Consider the following 15,159-nt stretch of genomic DNA (forward strand, 5'->3'; position numbering starts at 1 on the left):
GGTCAAGATTGGTGGACGGTATTCCGGAAATCCGTCTACTGACAAGCAAAACATTGACGCATACGGCAGCCAATGCGCACTTCTTCACACGTCCGAACCTTGCAAAACACGCAAATTCATTGCGCCGATGCAGTCAGTGGTAGAAATTAAGGCTACGCGCCTAACAAACCGGCGGAGCGCGCCAGATAGATGGCCACCGCGACGGCCACCACCACGGCAAACGGCACCCAGCCCGGAACCGGCCCGCGCGGCTTCTTCACCGGTGGCTCGGGCTGCTTCTCGATCTTGCGGAACTTGATGACATTGTCGCTCATGCGGCACTTTCTACCAGAGCCGTCACGCCTTGCCCACCGGCCGTGCACACCGAAATCAGCGCCCGCTTGCCAGCCTGGCCAGCCAGCATCTTGGCCGTCAGCCCCAGGATGCGTGCACCGGTTGCGGCAAAGGGATGGCCATAGGCAAGGCTCGAGCCTTTGACGTTGATCTTGGCCGGATCGATTGGCCCCAGCGGCGCATCGCGCCCCAGCACCGTGCGGCAGTAGTCGGCGTCTTCCCAGGCCTTGAGTGTCGACAGCACCTGCGCGGCAAAGGCCTCATGCAGTTCGAAATAGTCGATATCGGCAAAGCCCAGCCCGGCCCGGGCCAGCAATTCACTGACTGCAATGGTCGGCGCCATCAGCAGCCCCTCGCCATGGGCGAAGTCATTGCCCGCCACGCGCCCCATGGTGAGATAGGCCAGCACCGGCAGGCCACGTTGGCGCGCCCAGTCTTCGCTGGCCAGCAGCACCGAGGAGGCGCCATCGGTCAGCGGCGTCGAATTGCCGGCTGTCAGCGTGCCCTGCCCGCTCGACTTGTCGAAGGCCGGCTTGAGCGTCGCCATCTTTTCGATATTGGCGTCCGCACGCACATTGTTGTCGCGCACCAGCCCGGCGCATTGCACCAGCAGGTCGTCGTGGAAGCCCTCGTCATAGGCCTTGGCCGCATTGCGATGGCTGGCAACGGCCAGCGCATCCTGCGCTTCGCGGGTGATGCCCCATTCGCGCGCCATCAGCTCGCAATGCTGGCCCATCGACAGCCCCGTGCGCGGCTCGTTGACCGAGGGCGCCACCGGCGTCAGCTCGCCAAAGGAAAAGCCCTTGAACGCCTTGAACTTCTCGCCGGTCGAGCGCGCCTTGTTGAGCGCGATCAGCCGGTGCTGGAACTTGTTGCCGAACACGATCGGGCTGTCGCTGACCGTATCGGTGCCGGCGGCAATGCCGCTGTCGATCTCGCCGCTGGCGATCTTGGCGCCCAGCATCAGCGCCGCCTGCAGGCTCGTGCCGCACGCGATCTGCAGCGTCGTGCCGGGCGTGCGCGGCGAATAGCCGGCGTCGAGGCTGGCCTCGCGCGCGATATTGAAGTCGCGGCTGTGCCCGATCACCGCCCCGGCGACGACCTCATCGATCTTTTCGCCCTTGAGCCCATATTTGTCCGCCAGCCCGGCCAGCACCGTGCCCAGCATCGAGAGATTGGTTTCATCGGCATAGGCCGTGTTGCCCCGCGCAAACGGAATGCGCGCCGAGCCCACAATGGCAACCTTGCGAAGTTCAGTCATCTTGGCGGTCTCCGCACATCAGGAAGTTCAATTCTGTCGCCTCCCTCCCCCTTGAGGGGAGGGACCGAGGGTGGGGGTCGATGGTCGCGTCTGCTGTGTCCATCACGCCCGCCCATCCGCGCGCGCCTTGAGCGGCCCGCCCAGGAACGGCGCAAAGCCGGTTCCCATGATAACGCCGATGTCGGCCAGCCGGTCATTGGCAACCACGCCCTCGGCCAGCACCACCTCGGTCATGTCGACCAGCGGCTTCACCAGCTCGCGACCCAGCGCTGCCAGATCGGCATGGGCCGGCACTTCACCCTTCTGCGCCTTGCCATCTGTCCAGGTATAAAAGCCCTGCCCGCTCTTGCGGCCCAGCTTGCCGGCCTTGACCAGGGCGTCAAACTTGCTGCCCTCGGGCACGGCATGGCCCAATTCGGTGGCCACCGATTTGCCGACGTCCAGCCCCACCGTATCCATCAGTTCGATCGGCCCCATCGGCATGCCAAAGGCCACGGCGGCCGCGTCCAGCAATTCCTTGCTCTCGCCGCGCTCCACCCGCTCCACCGCGCCCAGCATATAGGGCATCAGCACGCGGTTCACGAGGAACCCAGGCGCAGACTTCACCACCACAGGCGACTTGCCGATGGCCAGCGCAAACGCCGCGCCCTTGCCGATTTCGGCATCGGTATTGAAGCTCGAGCGGATCACTTCCACCAGCGGCAGCTGCGCCACCGGATTGAAGAAATGCAGCCCGATCAGCCGCGCCGGATCCTTGAGCGCTTCGGCAATGCGCTCCAGTTCAATCGAAGACGTATTGGTCGCCATGATGGCGCCCGGCTTGAGCTTGTCTTCGAGCCCACTGAAAATGGCCTGTTTGACCTCGAGCTTTTCGACCACTGCCTCGATCACCACATCGGCCCGGGCCACGCCCTTGCCGCTGGGGTCAGCCTCCAGCCGCAGCATGGCGGCCTCGACCTCGCGCTTCTTTTTCAGCCGCTTCTTGAACAGTGCCTTGCCGCGGTCCAGCGCCGGCTGGATACGCGCCATGTCGAGGTCCTGCAGTGTCACGCTCATGCCGCGCAGCGCGCACCAGGCGGCAATATCGCCGCCCATAACGCCCGCGCCGATCACATGCACCCGGGCAAACTTGACGCCCTTGGTTCCCTGCTTTTTCAGGCTCTCCGACGCGAAGAACACCCGGCGCAGATTGGTCGCGGTCGGGCTGCCCATCAGCGGCACGAAGGCGGCGATCTCGCCATGGCTCATCGCCTGCCAGGTGTCGCCATGCTTTTCGAACAGGTCGATCAGGGCGTGGGGCGCGGGATAGTGTTCCTTGCGCGCCTTCTTGGCCACCTGCGCCCGCATCTTGCCCGCGACATAGCTGCGCAGCGGCCCCATGGCCATCACGCGCTTGATAAAGCCTGCGGTCTCGGACTTGCGCTTCTGCAGCACCGCCTTGCGCGCTTCCCAGCGCAGCATGTCACGGTGGCGCACGAGCTTGTCCACCAGGTTCAACCCGCGCGCCGCGCCGGCCTTGAGCATGCGGCCGGTCAGCATGATCTGCATGGCGTCGACCGGCCCGGCCTGGCGGATCGAGCGCCCCGTGCCGCCAAAGCCCGGGAAGATGCCCAGGTTCACTTCGGGAAAGCCGATGCGCGTCTTGTCGTCATTGACCGCCACGCGATAGTGGCAGGCCAGCGCCAGCTCCAGCCCGCCGCCCAGGCAGAATCCGTGGATACCCGCAACCACCGGGATCGGCATGGCCTCGATGCGCGAGAACAGCGCATGCGTGCGCTCCAGCGCCTCGGGCAGCACGGAAAAATCGCTCATAGCATCGAATTCGCTGACGTCCGCCCCGGCGATAAAGCCGCTGTCCTTGCCGCTGAGCAGGATCACGCCCACCAGCTCGCCCGTGCGGGCCAGCTCCTCAAAGCGCACGACCAGCTGCTCGAGCTCCTCGATGGCCTTGCGGCTCAACGTATTGACCGGCGCATTGGGCGTATTGATCGTCAGCCAGCCCAGCTTTTCCACATCGAGCTGGAAGCTCCAGTTTTCAGTCTCAGGCATCTGCGGCTGGATCATTTTTTCTCCTCATATGCTGGGGGCTTCTCTCCCCTCCCCCTTGAGGGGAGGGGCCGGGGGTGGGGATCCATTAGTGAACCTCCCAGCGACCCCCTCCCTCTTTCCCTCCCGCGTCACGGAGGGCGGCGCAGGTCTTGCCCTGCTGTATACGCTCTGGGGCCTGCTGGCCTATTCGGCGGCCAGCTTGTACTTGTTTTCGGCGGCCAGTTCGTCGGGCGCGAAATCGTCGACCTTGACCACCCGGTCCGTCGCCTCGTCAGCCGCCCGCATGATCCCGGCCTCATTGCCGTTCAACACCCCAGCGGCCACGGCGTCGTCAATCGCGTCCCGGTCCAGCCGGCGCTCGATCACGCCCTTGCGCGCCGCCTTGATGAAGCGACCTTCGATCTCCTCGGCCTCGGTCACCTTGATGAAGGCATCTTCCAGCACGCCGGTGATGTCCTCGGGGTCCATGGTCACATAGGCGCCCGTGGTCAGCCGGTCGCGGAAGGCGCCGGGCTGCAGCACCGCCTTGGCCAGGCGATAGTTCACCCGGTCGCTGGCGCGGCGCGCATGGCGACCCAGCGGGAAGCACAGCACCCGCATCGCCACGGCGAAGAAGCGGTTGGGGAAGTTGGCGAACACGGCGTCGAAGCTGTCCTCGATACCAGCAATCCGGTCGGCCATGATGGCCTCCACCACATCGCGGTCCTCGGCAAGCTGGCCTTCGTCTTCGAAGCGCCGCAACGTCGCCGAGATCAGATAGAGATCGCTCAGGATATCGGCCATGCGGCCCGAGATCTTCTGCTTGCGCTTGAGCGCCCCGCCCAGCACCACCGTGGTCCAGTCCGCGGTGAGCGCGAAGGCCTGGCTATAGCGATGCAGCTGGCGATACCAATGCGCCATCGGCCCCTGGTTGGGCGTGCTGGCAAAGGCGCCATTGCTCACCCCGTGGAGGAAGCTGGCCACCACATTGCGCAGCATGAAGCGCGCATGCCCGCCAAAGGCCACGTCGAACTGCTCCAGCCCCGCCTTGCGGTCCGGGTTCTTGCCCGCCTGCACTTCCTTGAGCAGATAGGGATGCGCACGCAGCACGCCCTGGGCAAAGGTCATCAGCGTGCGGGTCAGGATATTGGCCCCTTCCACCGTGATGGCCACTGGCAGCGCCATATAGGCGCCGAACAGGTAATTGCCCGGCCCGTCCTGGATGGCGCGGCCGCCATGGATGTCAAAGGCATTGTCCATGCTGTCGCGCATGGCTTCGGTGGTGGTGTATTTGAGGAGGCCCGCAATCACCGCCGGGCGCTGGCCTTCGTCCACCATCGAGGCAGTCAGCCGGCGGCCGGCCTCGAAGGTATAGGCGCGCTTGACCATTTCGCCGAGCGGCTCGGCGACGCCTTCCATCAGCCCCACCGGAATGCCGAACTGGCGGCGCACCCGCGCATAGGCGGACGTCGTGCGCAGCGTCTGCTTGATCGAGATCGAGCCGATTGCCGGCAGCGAGATGGCGCGGCCCGTCGACAGGCACTCCATCAGCATGCGCCAGCCCTGGCCGGCATAATCGGTGCCGCCGATCAGATAGCTCATCGGCACGAACACATTGCTGCCGCGCACCGGCCCGTTCATGAAGGCCTGGCGCGACGGGAAGTGCCGGCGGCCGATATCAAGGCCCGGATGGTCATGCGGGATCAGCGCCAGCGTGATGCCGATATCGGCGCCGCGACCGAGCAGATTGTCAGGGTCCTTGAGCAGGAACGCCAGGCCCACCAGCGTGGCGATCGGCGCCAGGGTAATGTAGCGCTTGTCAAAGCTCAGCGTCACGCCAAGCGTTTCCTTGCCCTCCCACATGCCCTTGGTGACCACGCCGATATCGCGCATGCCGCCGGCATCGGACCCCGAATGCACGCCCGTCAGCGCAAAGCAGGGCACTTCGAGCCCGCGCGCCAGCCGGCCGAGGTATTTTTCCTTCTGCTCAGGCGTGCCGTATTTTTCCAGCAGCTCGCCCGGCCCGAGTGAATTGGGCACCATCACCGTGATACCGGCCGCGACCGAGCGACTGGCGATCTTGGAGACGATCATCGACTGGGCCTGCGCCGAAAAACCCAGGCCGCCATGCTCCTTGGCAATCAGCATGCCCAGGAACCCTTCGTCCTTGAGATACTGCCAGAGCTCGGGCGACAGGTCTGCGCGATTGTTGCGGATATCCCAGTCGTCGATCATCTTGCAGGCGGTTTCAGTCTGGTTGTCGAGGAACGCCTGTTCATCGGCCGTCAGCGTCAGCGGCCGGATGGCACTGAGCTTGCTCCAGTCGGGCCGGCCGGAAAACAGCTCGGCATCCCAGCCCACCGTACCGGCATCGAGCGCTTCCTGTTCGGTGCGGCTCACCTTGGGCAGGATGGATTTGACCGCGCCATAGACCGGGGTGATCAGCACCGGCATGCGGATGGCTTTGACGCTCAGCGCCAGCAGGATCAGCCCCGGCAGCAGCGCCAGCACCAGCCCGACCCCGCCGCCAAAGGCAAAGCCCGCGCTGAGGTCAATGCGGCTGAGAAGACCAATCACCAGTGCGCCCACGCCCCATTGCCACATCGGGCTCTCGCGCATGGCCAGCACGGCGAAAATGATCAGACCGATAATGATAGTGGCAAAGATCACAGCATGCCCTCCTCTGGGCTGCCGCGCGGTGTGCGGGCAGCGCAATCCCTGAACGTCAGACCTGTCGCCGAATCGTTCGGCCTGTCTTTGGGTCAGCCGCGCCGGGATGATAGCGCGACAGGCCCTGATTGTTGAGGTCAGTTTAGCAAGGTTTACCTATACGTCAACCAGCGCCCGTAAACGTCCGCGTGACGACTCACGTTGCAGCCAGCTCCCCCATCGCAATCCTCCCGCCGGTTCATATTTCCGGACAACGGTTTGACGTTAACGTAAGCTCGTGAAATATTCGTCACACAAGGGCATCAGCCCGCCGCCGCAACACCGGCACCCGGAGGAACCATGGCCAGATCGACCACCACCGCTTCTCACCCCCGCCCCTGGATCGCCAACTATCCCGATGGCGTCAGCTGGGATGTCGAGCTCGACCTGCGCCCGGTGCATGAACAGGTGCTGGCCGCCTGCGCCAAGAACCCCTTCGCCACCGCGCTCGATTTCCTGGGCGGCACCACCTCCTTTGGCGATCTGGCCGAAAAGATCATCGCGCTTGCCGGTGCATTGCAGCGCCAGTTCGGCGTCACCAAGGGCACCCGTGTGGCGCTCATGCTGCCCAACACGCCCTTTTACCCCATTGCCTATTATGCCGTGCTGCGCGCCGGCGGCACGGTGGTCAACTGCAACCCGCTCTATACCGTGCATGAGCTCAGCCACATCACCGCCAGCGCCGGCGCCGACATCATGGTGACGCTCGATCTGCAGCAGATCTTTGAAAAGGCCGAGAAGCTCGTCCAGGCCGGCCATGTCAAATCGCTGATCGTCTGCCACTTCCCCGATGCCCTGCCGCTGGTCAAGAAGCTGCTGTTCTCGGTGGCCAAGCGCAAGGACCTTGCCAATCTGCGCAAGTCGCCCGTGGCCGAGCACATCACCCATTTCCACGACATGGTGACCCGCGGCGACCCGCCCGCCGCCGTGGTCATCGATCCGGACAAGGACATCGCCGTCCAGCAATATACCGGCGGCACGACCGGCCTGCCCAAGGGTGCCCTGCTCACCCATGCCAATATCGCGGCCAACATGAGCCAGATCGACAAATGGGGCGATGGCGTCTTCTATCCGCCCAGCAAGGTCGTGGCCGTGCTGCCGTTCTTCCACATCTTCGCCATGACGGTCTGCATGAACGTGCCGTTGTGCAACGGCGCCCAGGTGGTCATGCTGCCCCGCTTCGAGCTCAAGGCGCTGCTCAACCTTCTGGCCCGCACCCGCGCAAATGTCATGCCGGCCGTGCCGACCCTGCTCAATGCCATTGCCCGCAGCGACGCCGCCGATCCCCAGCAGCTGGCAAGCCTTGAGGTGGTCATCTCCGGCGGCGCCGCCCTTTCCAACGAGATCCGCGCCGCCTTCGGCGCCAAGTCCAAGGCGATCCTGGCCGAAGGCTATGGCCTCACCGAGGCCTCGCCTGTGGTCTGTTGCGCCGCCCTGCGCAAGGTCAGCAAGCCCATGTCCATCGGCATGCCGCTGCCGGGAACCGACCTGCGCTTCGTCAATGTCGAGACCAGCGCTGTGCTGGGCATCGGCGAGGATGGCGAACTTCAGGTCAAGGGTGCCCAGGTCATGGCTGGCTATTTCGATGACGAGCAGGCCACAAGCGACGCCTTCATGGATGGTTGGCTGCGCACCGGCGACGTCGGCCATGTCGACGAGGACGGCTATGTCTTCATCGTTGATCGCCTCAAGGATCTCATCATCTGTTCGGGCTTCAACGTCTATCCGCGCACCATCGAGGAAGCACTGATGGCCCATGCCGCCGTCGAGGAGGTCACCGTCATCGGCGTCCCCGATGACTATCGCGGCGAGGCCCCGATCGCTTTCGTCAAGCTCCAGGCCGGCCAGACCGTGACCGACAGCGCGCTCAAGACCTTCCTCACCGAGCGCCTGAACAAGATCGAAATGCCGCGCGAAATCATCTTCAAGGACGCCCTGCCCAAGACGCTGATCGGCAAGCTCTCCAAGAAGGAACTGCGCGAGGAATATGCCCAGTCAAAGGCCAGCAAGTGACACGCCAGCAAACTGACAACCAGGACCTGTTCGCCATCGCCGACCTCGCCAAGGAGTTCGGCATTTCCACCCGCGCCATCCGCTTCTACGAGGCCAAGGGCCTGCTGTCGCCCGAGCGCGTCGGCGCCACCCGCGTGTTCCGGCGGCGCGACCGCGCGAGGCTGATCCTGATCCTGCGCGGCAAGCGCCTCGGCTTCTCGCTGCGCGACATCTCGGACTATCTCAGCCTCTATGACGCCGACCGCAGCCAGCAGGTGCATCTGCTGGTCGACAAGGTCGAGGAGCGCCTGGCCTCGCTCGAACGCCAGCGCGATGACCTCGAGACCACCATCGCTGAACTCAAGGAAATCCGCGAGCTGGCCGTCGCGCCCCGCCCCCGCCAACGCGCCGGCTGACCGACCTAAATTACCTTACTCCCGATCGGATTTCGCGAATCCTTCGCCTCCCTCCCCCTTGAAGGGAGGGACCGAGGGAGGGGGGGCCGCAATGGTCCACAGCCCCGCCCCCTCTCTCAGGTGCCTGCACTGGGGCGCGTAAAGCGCAACCCGGATAAGAAGGGCGACGAGAGAACCAAATCAGTCTCAACGCAAAACACTCTAGCGCTTGCCCCGCGGCTTGCTGACATTGGTCATCAGGTCCGGCTTTTTCGGCTTCACCCAGCCCTTTGGCGGCTGGCGCACCGGCACCTGCGTGCCCAGCCCCATCGCCCCCGGCGGCGGCTGGCTCACCGTCACCGTATCGGGGTCGCCCGGCTGGAGCGCGCCCTCCCCGCGGATCGCGGCAATCTCGTTGCGCAAGGCCGTCGCCCGCTCAAAATCCATCGCCTCGGCCGCTTCGGTCATCTCCCGCGTCAGCGTCGCCAGCTTTTCGTGAATGGATCGCGACGACATCGTCTTCTCCTCAGTCCTGTGCGCCCGGCACGTTCATATGGATCACTGGGACAAGCCCGATGATGACGCCAGTGGCAGCGACAGTCCACGGGACAGTCCCTCCCCCTTCAGGGGGAGGATAGGTGGGGGCAGATGGGAGTCCAGATCTTGTCGACCACAACCCCATCCCCGCCCACCGTCATTGCCCGGCTCGTCCGGGCAATCCATCTTCCCGTCCGGGCCAATCAACCCCCAGGAACGCCATCATGTCTTCCAGCGTCCCCGCCTCGCGCGCCGGCTTGTCCCAGCGGATGCGGTTGATGCGCGGAAAGCGCAGCGCCACGCCCGATTTATGCCGCGTACTCAGCTGCGCTGAGTCAAAGGCCACCTCGAACACCAGCTCCTTGCTCACCTCCCGCACCGGCCCGAAGCTGGCCGTGGTGTGGCTGCGGATCCAGCTGTCGAGCTGTTTCAGCTCCTCATCGGTGAAGCCGAAATAGGCCTTGCCGATCGGCACAATCTCGTTGCCCTTCCACACCCCGAATGTGTAGTCCGAATAAAACGAGCTGCGCTTGCCATGCCCACGCTGGGCATACATCAGCACCGCATCGACCACATTGGGGTCGCGCTTCCATTTGAACCAATAGCCCTTGGGCCGCCCGGGCACATAGGGCGAAGACCGCAGCTTGATCATCACCCCTTCGTGCCCATGCTCGTCCGCGCCCTGTCGGCGCAGCGCCGCCAAAGCGTCCCAATCCTGGAAGCTGAGCACCGCCGACACATCGAGCCGGTCCTGCGGATTGGCCTTGAACCAGGCCTCGAGCCGCGCCCGCCGCGCGGTCCAGTCCAGCGTGCGGATATCCTCGCTGCCATCAAACAGCATGTCATAGACCCGGATGAAGGCCGGGCTGTCGCGCAGATGGGCCGGAGTTGCCACCTTGCGGTTGAGCCGCTGCTGCAGGTCGTTGAAGCTGGCAGCCTCAAAATCCTGCCCCACCAGCAACTCGCCATCCAGCACGGCGCGCCCGCGAACATTGTCGACAATATCGGGAAAGGCAGCCGCGATGTCGTCGCCCGTGCGCGAGAACAGCGAGACGCGCTCACCGTCCAGCACCAGCTGCACGCGGATGCCATCCCATTTCCATTCGGCGGCAAAGTCCTTGGCATCGAGCCGCTCGAAATCCTTCTCCTCGATGGGATTGGATAGCATCAGCGGATGGAACCGCGCCGACTGGTCGATCTCGGGCCGGCCGGCGCGCCCGTCCAGCCAGGCAAACAGCGCCTCATAGGGGACGCTGAGGCCATGCCAGACCTCTTCGATGGCCTGCAGCTCCACCCCGCTCATTTCGGCCAGCGCTGTCTTGGCCAGCCGCGCCGACACACCGATCCGCAGCGCCCCGGTGGTCAGCTTCACCAGCGCCCAGCGCTCGTTGATTTCGGCCCGCGTCAACAGTCCGGCGATCACGCCGGGCATTTCGCGCCGCGATGTGGTGTTGAACAGCGCCACCAGTTCGCTCAGCGTCGGCAGTTCGCCGGTGCCACCATGATGCGGCCAGATCAGCGCAATGGTCTCGCCCAGATCGCCCACATAGTCATAGCTCATGGCAAACAGGGTCGGGTCCACCTCGGCCAGCACCACGTCCTTGAGCAGGGCCGGCTTCACATTGGCGATATTGAGCGTGCCGGTCAGCACCGCCAGCGCATAGCCGCGATCAGGGTCCGGCACCTCGCGGAAATACTGCACCAGCGCCGCCAGCTTGCGCGTCCGCGATGGCGTCAGCGCCAGCAGTTCCAGCAATTGGGCAAAGCGCTTCATGCCGCTTCCCCCTCGCTGCCATCGCCCTCAAAGCCCTGGATGTTGAGCGGTTCGGCGCTGAGCCCCTGGCTGCGGCACCAATAGACCAAGGCGTCTTCGCGGCCGTGCGTCACCCACACCGTTTCAGCCCCGGTCTCGGTGATGGTCTGCTGCAATTCGCCCCAGTCGCAATGGTCCGAGATCACCAGCGGCAATTCCACCAGCGCCTGGCGCGCGCGTTGCTTGACGCTCATCCAGCCCGAGGCCTGGCACACCACAGGGTCCGGGAAGCGCCGGCTCCAGCGATCACGGATCGCCGAGGGCGGCGCGATCACAATCTGCCCCGCCAGCTCCGGCTTGGGCACGTCCAGCGCCGGGCGTAATTCGCCCAGCTCGACGCCCAGCTGGGTATAGAGATCGCAAAGCGCCAGCATGGCGCCATGGAGGTAGATCGGCGCGTCATAGCCGCCGTCGCGCAGCAGGGCGATCACCCGCTGCGTCTTGCCCAGGGCATAGCATCCCACCAGATGGCTGCGCTCGGGATTGTCCGCCACCGATTTGAGCAGGCGGCCGATTTCGAGCGTGGGATGGGGATGCTGGAACACCGGCAGGCCAAACGTCGCTTCGGTCACCAGGAGGTCACAGGGCACCAGCTCATAGGCCTGCGCCGTCCGCTCGGCCAGGCGCTTGTAGTCGCCCGTCACCACCACGCGCTGCCCGCCTTGCTCGATCAGCACCTGCGCCGACCCCAGGATGTGCCCGGCCGGAAAAAGCGTGATCGTCACATCGTCGATCTGCAGCGGCACGCCAAAATCCAGCGCCTGGAACTGCCCGGCACAATCGGCGCCATAGCGCGTTTTCATGATGGCGATGGTATCAGGCGTCGCCAGCACCGCACCATGCCCCGCCCGCGCGTGGTCGGCATGGCCATGCGTGATGATGGCCCGCGCCCGCGGCACACCCGGATCGATATAGGCGTCGATGGCGCGGATATGCAGATTGCGGTCGAGGATGGGACTGGCCATGGAGATCCTTCAACGCGTCGCGGCGGGCTGCAGTTCACTCTCCACCATTTGATGGTCGGATCATGTCAGCAGGCGGTCCACCGCCATGCTATGCGCCAGTCTCTCCGTCATTGCCCGCCTTGTCCGGGCAATCCATGCCCGGACCGATGCTGGGCCTCACATCACCTTGGTCACATTGAGCAGGCCCGGCCGCTTCTCATTGGCGCGGGAGATCGCCGCCTCCCCGCCCAGCACCACCACATGGCCATGCCGCGCGACGGCATCGACGGCCTCGGCCATGGCCTTGAAGTCGGCCGCCGTGGCACCGAGGATTTCGTCGCGCCGCTGCTGGCGCAGCGCATCGGTCGTCCCGGTCAGTTCGCGCCACATCGAGGAATAGCCCTTGGCATCGGGGAACTCGTAGCCGTCCACCCCGCCGATCACACCGATGATCGAGCGCGTCAGGTCATTGTCGCCAATCGGCGCATTGAGCGCCTTGGCCGCGCCGTCATAGGCATCGAGCGTCTTGAGCAGATTGGGGTCGCGATAGCTCAGGAAGCTGAAATTGCCCGAGGTCAGGTCAAACCGGCTGGAGCCGCCATAAGCGCCGCCCTGCACGCGGATCTTGTCCCAGAGATAAGTGGTGTTGAGGAACTTGAGCACAACGCTCGACGCACCCGTCAGCGCGATTCCCAGCGCCTTGAGGTTGGCGCCCTTGCCCACATAATTGACCTGCGCGGGAATGATCAGCCCTTCGGACTGCGGCACCAGGCGGGCCTGCCAGTCCACCAGCCCATGGCTCCTGTTGGGCAGGCTGGCCACGAACTGGCCGACGCTGGCCTCCACGCGCTGCCACAGTGCCGCATCGGCCGTCGCATTGACCACCATGCGGCCGCTGTTGAACAACCGGTCGCGGATGGTCTTGAGCATGGCTTCCACGCTCGGCCAGTCGCTGTCGATCTGCTGCACCAGCTTGCGCAGGAACATCAGGTAGTTCACCCCGCCCATCTGCTCGGAGACCCAGCTCGCCTCGGTCAGCCCGGCCTTGAGCCGCGTGTCGACAATGGCATTGCCGCTGGGGATCATGCGCGCCTCAAAGCCCGCCTTTTCCTCCAGCGCCATCTGCTTGAAGCGTTCGCGATTGTCGAGCCGCGCGTCGAGCAGCACATCGCCCATGATGGCGAGCATCTCGTCCATCCGGTCCGGCACCGCTTTGCCCGAGAGGAAAAACCACGCGGCCGTACCGTCATCGCCCTGGCGGGCAGACAACGCCCGGTGCTGGGCAATGCCGCCGGTCGTGCGGCCAATGCGCTGCGTCAGCGCCACGAAATCCTGCTTGCTGGTGCCGGTCTGCAGCAGCGCCCGCCCGAACAGCGGCATATAGGGCAGCATCTCGGCATCGAGCACATGCATGTCAAAGCCGAGGTCGAGGTAGACAATGCCCAGCGTCGGCAGGTCGTGGTAGAACAGGCGCGCCCCGCCCAGATTGCTCTTTTCGATGGGGACGGTGCGGCTTTCGCGCGGCAGGTCGGCCAGCGTCAGCATGGGAATCTTGGCCAGTTCGGCCGGATCATCCACCTCTTCCTGCAGCGCCTTGAGCCGCTCGGTCTCCGCCTGCGTCGCGTCCAGCGCGGCCGCGTCCATGCCGGCGCGCACGGTTTCCAGAACGCTGGCCTCTTCGGCGGCCTCGCGTGCACCCTGCTCGGGATCCGCGCTCAGCGTCACCGTGGTGCGATGCATATTGTCCAGGAACAGCCGGCGGATCTCGCGGGCAAAATGCCCATCCTGCGCCTTGGCCTTGAGCGCGCTCAGCGCCTCTTCAAAGGCCAGCGGCGCCAGCGGGTCCCCGCCATGCAGCCAGGTCCCCAGCGCATTGAACATATAGACCATGCCGCGCGGATAGGAGCCGGTGTTGTTTTCGCGCAGCGAGAACTCGAAGGTATTGGCTGCCGCTTCCAGCTGCTCGGCATCGAAGCCCTTGTTGGCAATGTCCTCCAGCGTGGAGAGGATCAGCGCTTCCACCTTGCCCGCGTCGGCAGGGTCGATCCCCTTCATGCCGAAACTGGCCATGGGCTGGCGCATGCCGCTGCCGATGCCGCCGCCAGTCATGCCCTCGCCCAACCCGCTCTCGGTCAGCGCCTTGCGCAGCGGCGCCGCCGAATTGCCAGCCAAGAGGTAACTCAGCATGCCATGGCTGATCTGTTCCTCGCGATCCGCCGGCGGATCGATCAGCCAGTTGACCGACACCATGCCATCGCGCGGCTTGCCCTCTTCCTTGGAGCCGGCATAGGTGGCCACGATCTGGCGCGGCGCGTTGAAGCGCGGCTGCAGCCCCACCTCGGCATCGACCGGCGCCCGCTCGAACTGGCTGAAATAGTCATCCAGGATCGCCAGACGCTGGTTGGCGTCGTCATCGCCCGAAAAGAACGCCCGCGTATTGGACGGGTGGTAGTGCGTCCGATGGAATGCCTTGAACTGTTCAAAGGTCAGGTCGGGAATGGCCTTGGGGTCGCCGCCCGAGCTCTTGCCATAGGTGATGTCGGGATAAAGCGAGTGCTGGGCGATATTGCGCATCACCGCGTCCGGCGAGGAATAGACGCCCTTCATCTCGTTGAACACCACGCCCTTGTAGACCAGCGGCGCGTTCACATCCTCCAGCTCATAGTGCCAGCCTTCCTGAAGGAACGTTTCCTCGGTCAGCAGCGGGAAGAACACCGCGTCCAGATAGACATCCACCAGATTGTAGAAGTCTTTGAGGTTCTGGCTGGCCACCGGATAGGCCGTCTTGTCCGGAAAGGTCATGGCATTGAGGAAGGTGTTGAGGCTCCCCTTGACCAGCTCCACGAACGGCTTCTTGACTGGATATTTCCGGCTGCCGCACAGCACCGAATGCTCGAGGATATGGGCGATGCCGGTCGAATCCTCCGGCGGCGTCTTGAAGGTGATGCCGAACACCTTGTTCTCGTCGTCATTGACCAGGCTGAGCACCTCGGCCCCGGTCTTTTTGTGGCGGAACAACTGGGCCTGCGAATTGACCTCCGCAATATGCTCGTCGCGGATCAGTTCGAAGGCGGAATGGTGGGACATGGAAAATCTCGGAAGCGGACGTCGGGGAGTGACCCCCAACGTAGGGAGGTGAACCCCGAT

The 15,159-nt window shown here is 64.6% G+C and carries 10 protein-coding genes; 2 read left to right on the forward strand and 8 right to left on the reverse strand.

Going from position 1 to position 15,159, the window contains the following annotated elements; all coding sequences use genetic code 11:
* Positions 1 to 152: 152 nt before the first annotated feature.
* From K1177_RS12110 to K1177_RS12125, 4 genes are all read right to left on the reverse strand, one after another.
* Positions 153 to 314 carry a hypothetical protein gene (locus K1177_RS12110; protein WP_224703539.1) on the reverse strand — a complete coding sequence of 54 codons (162 nt, stop codon included), beginning with the start codon at positions 312 to 314 and terminating at the stop codon, positions 153 to 155.
* On the reverse strand, positions 311 to 1,594 hold the full coding sequence (locus K1177_RS12115) for an acetyl-CoA C-acetyltransferase (protein ID WP_224703540.1): 1,284 nt from the start codon (positions 1,592 to 1,594) through the stop codon (positions 311 to 313). The genes K1177_RS12110 and K1177_RS12115 overlap by 4 nt, the downstream gene beginning before the upstream one ends.
* A 102-nt stretch (positions 1,595 to 1,696) precedes the next feature.
* Positions 1,697 to 3,658: a 3-hydroxyacyl-CoA dehydrogenase NAD-binding domain-containing protein gene (locus tag K1177_RS12120; RefSeq protein WP_224703541.1), complete on the reverse strand. Its 1,962-nt coding sequence runs from the start codon at positions 3,656 to 3,658 to the stop codon at positions 1,697 to 1,699.
* A 168-nt stretch (positions 3,659 to 3,826) separates the two neighbouring features.
* Positions 3,827 to 6,292 carry an acyl-CoA dehydrogenase gene (locus K1177_RS12125; protein WP_224703542.1) on the reverse strand — a complete coding sequence of 822 codons (2,466 nt, stop codon included), beginning with the start codon at positions 6,290 to 6,292 and terminating at the stop codon, positions 3,827 to 3,829.
* Positions 6,293 to 6,631: 339 nt separating this feature from the next.
* On the opposite strand from K1177_RS12125, the gene K1177_RS12130 reads away from it, so the two are divergent.
* Complete coding sequence (locus K1177_RS12130) at positions 6,632 to 8,344, forward strand: long-chain-fatty-acid--CoA ligase (RefSeq protein WP_224703543.1); 1,713 nt, start codon at positions 6,632 to 6,634, stop codon at positions 8,342 to 8,344.
* A complete protein-coding gene (locus K1177_RS12135; protein ID WP_224703544.1) occupies positions 8,341 to 8,739 on the forward strand; it encodes a MerR family DNA-binding protein in 399 nt (132 codons plus the stop codon). The genes K1177_RS12130 and K1177_RS12135 overlap by 4 nt, the downstream gene beginning before the upstream one ends.
* 201 nt (positions 8,740 to 8,940) lie before the next feature.
* On the opposite strand, the gene K1177_RS18430 is transcribed toward K1177_RS12135, so the two are convergent.
* The 4 genes from K1177_RS18430 to K1177_RS12160 all read right to left on the reverse strand — a co-directional run bounded on the left by K1177_RS18430 (position 8,941) and on the right by K1177_RS12160 (position 15,099).
* A complete protein-coding gene (locus tag K1177_RS18430) occupies positions 8,941 to 9,234 on the reverse strand; it encodes a UvrB/UvrC motif-containing protein (RefSeq protein WP_263574810.1) in 294 nt (97 codons plus the stop codon).
* Positions 9,235 to 9,412: 178 nt separating this feature from the next.
* Positions 9,413 to 11,029: a cisplatin damage response ATP-dependent DNA ligase gene (locus K1177_RS12150; protein WP_224703545.1), complete on the reverse strand. Its 1,617-nt coding sequence runs from the start codon at positions 11,027 to 11,029 to the stop codon at positions 9,413 to 9,415.
* Complete coding sequence (locus K1177_RS12155; RefSeq protein WP_224703546.1) at positions 11,026 to 12,033, reverse strand: ligase-associated DNA damage response exonuclease; 1,008 nt, start codon at positions 12,031 to 12,033, stop codon at positions 11,026 to 11,028. Before K1177_RS12155 ends, K1177_RS12150 begins: the two co-directional genes overlap by 4 nt.
* 156 nt (positions 12,034 to 12,189) lie before the next feature.
* Positions 12,190 to 15,099, reverse strand: coding sequence for an insulinase family protein (locus tag K1177_RS12160; RefSeq protein ID WP_224703547.1), 2,910 nt, complete (start codon positions 15,097 to 15,099; stop codon positions 12,190 to 12,192).
* Between the last annotated feature and the right edge of the window lie 60 nt (positions 15,100 to 15,159).

Source organism: Devosia aquimaris (assembly GCF_020169335.1).
In the GTDB taxonomy this organism is placed as follows: Bacteria; Pseudomonadota; Alphaproteobacteria; order Rhizobiales; family Devosiaceae; genus Devosia; species Devosia aquimaris.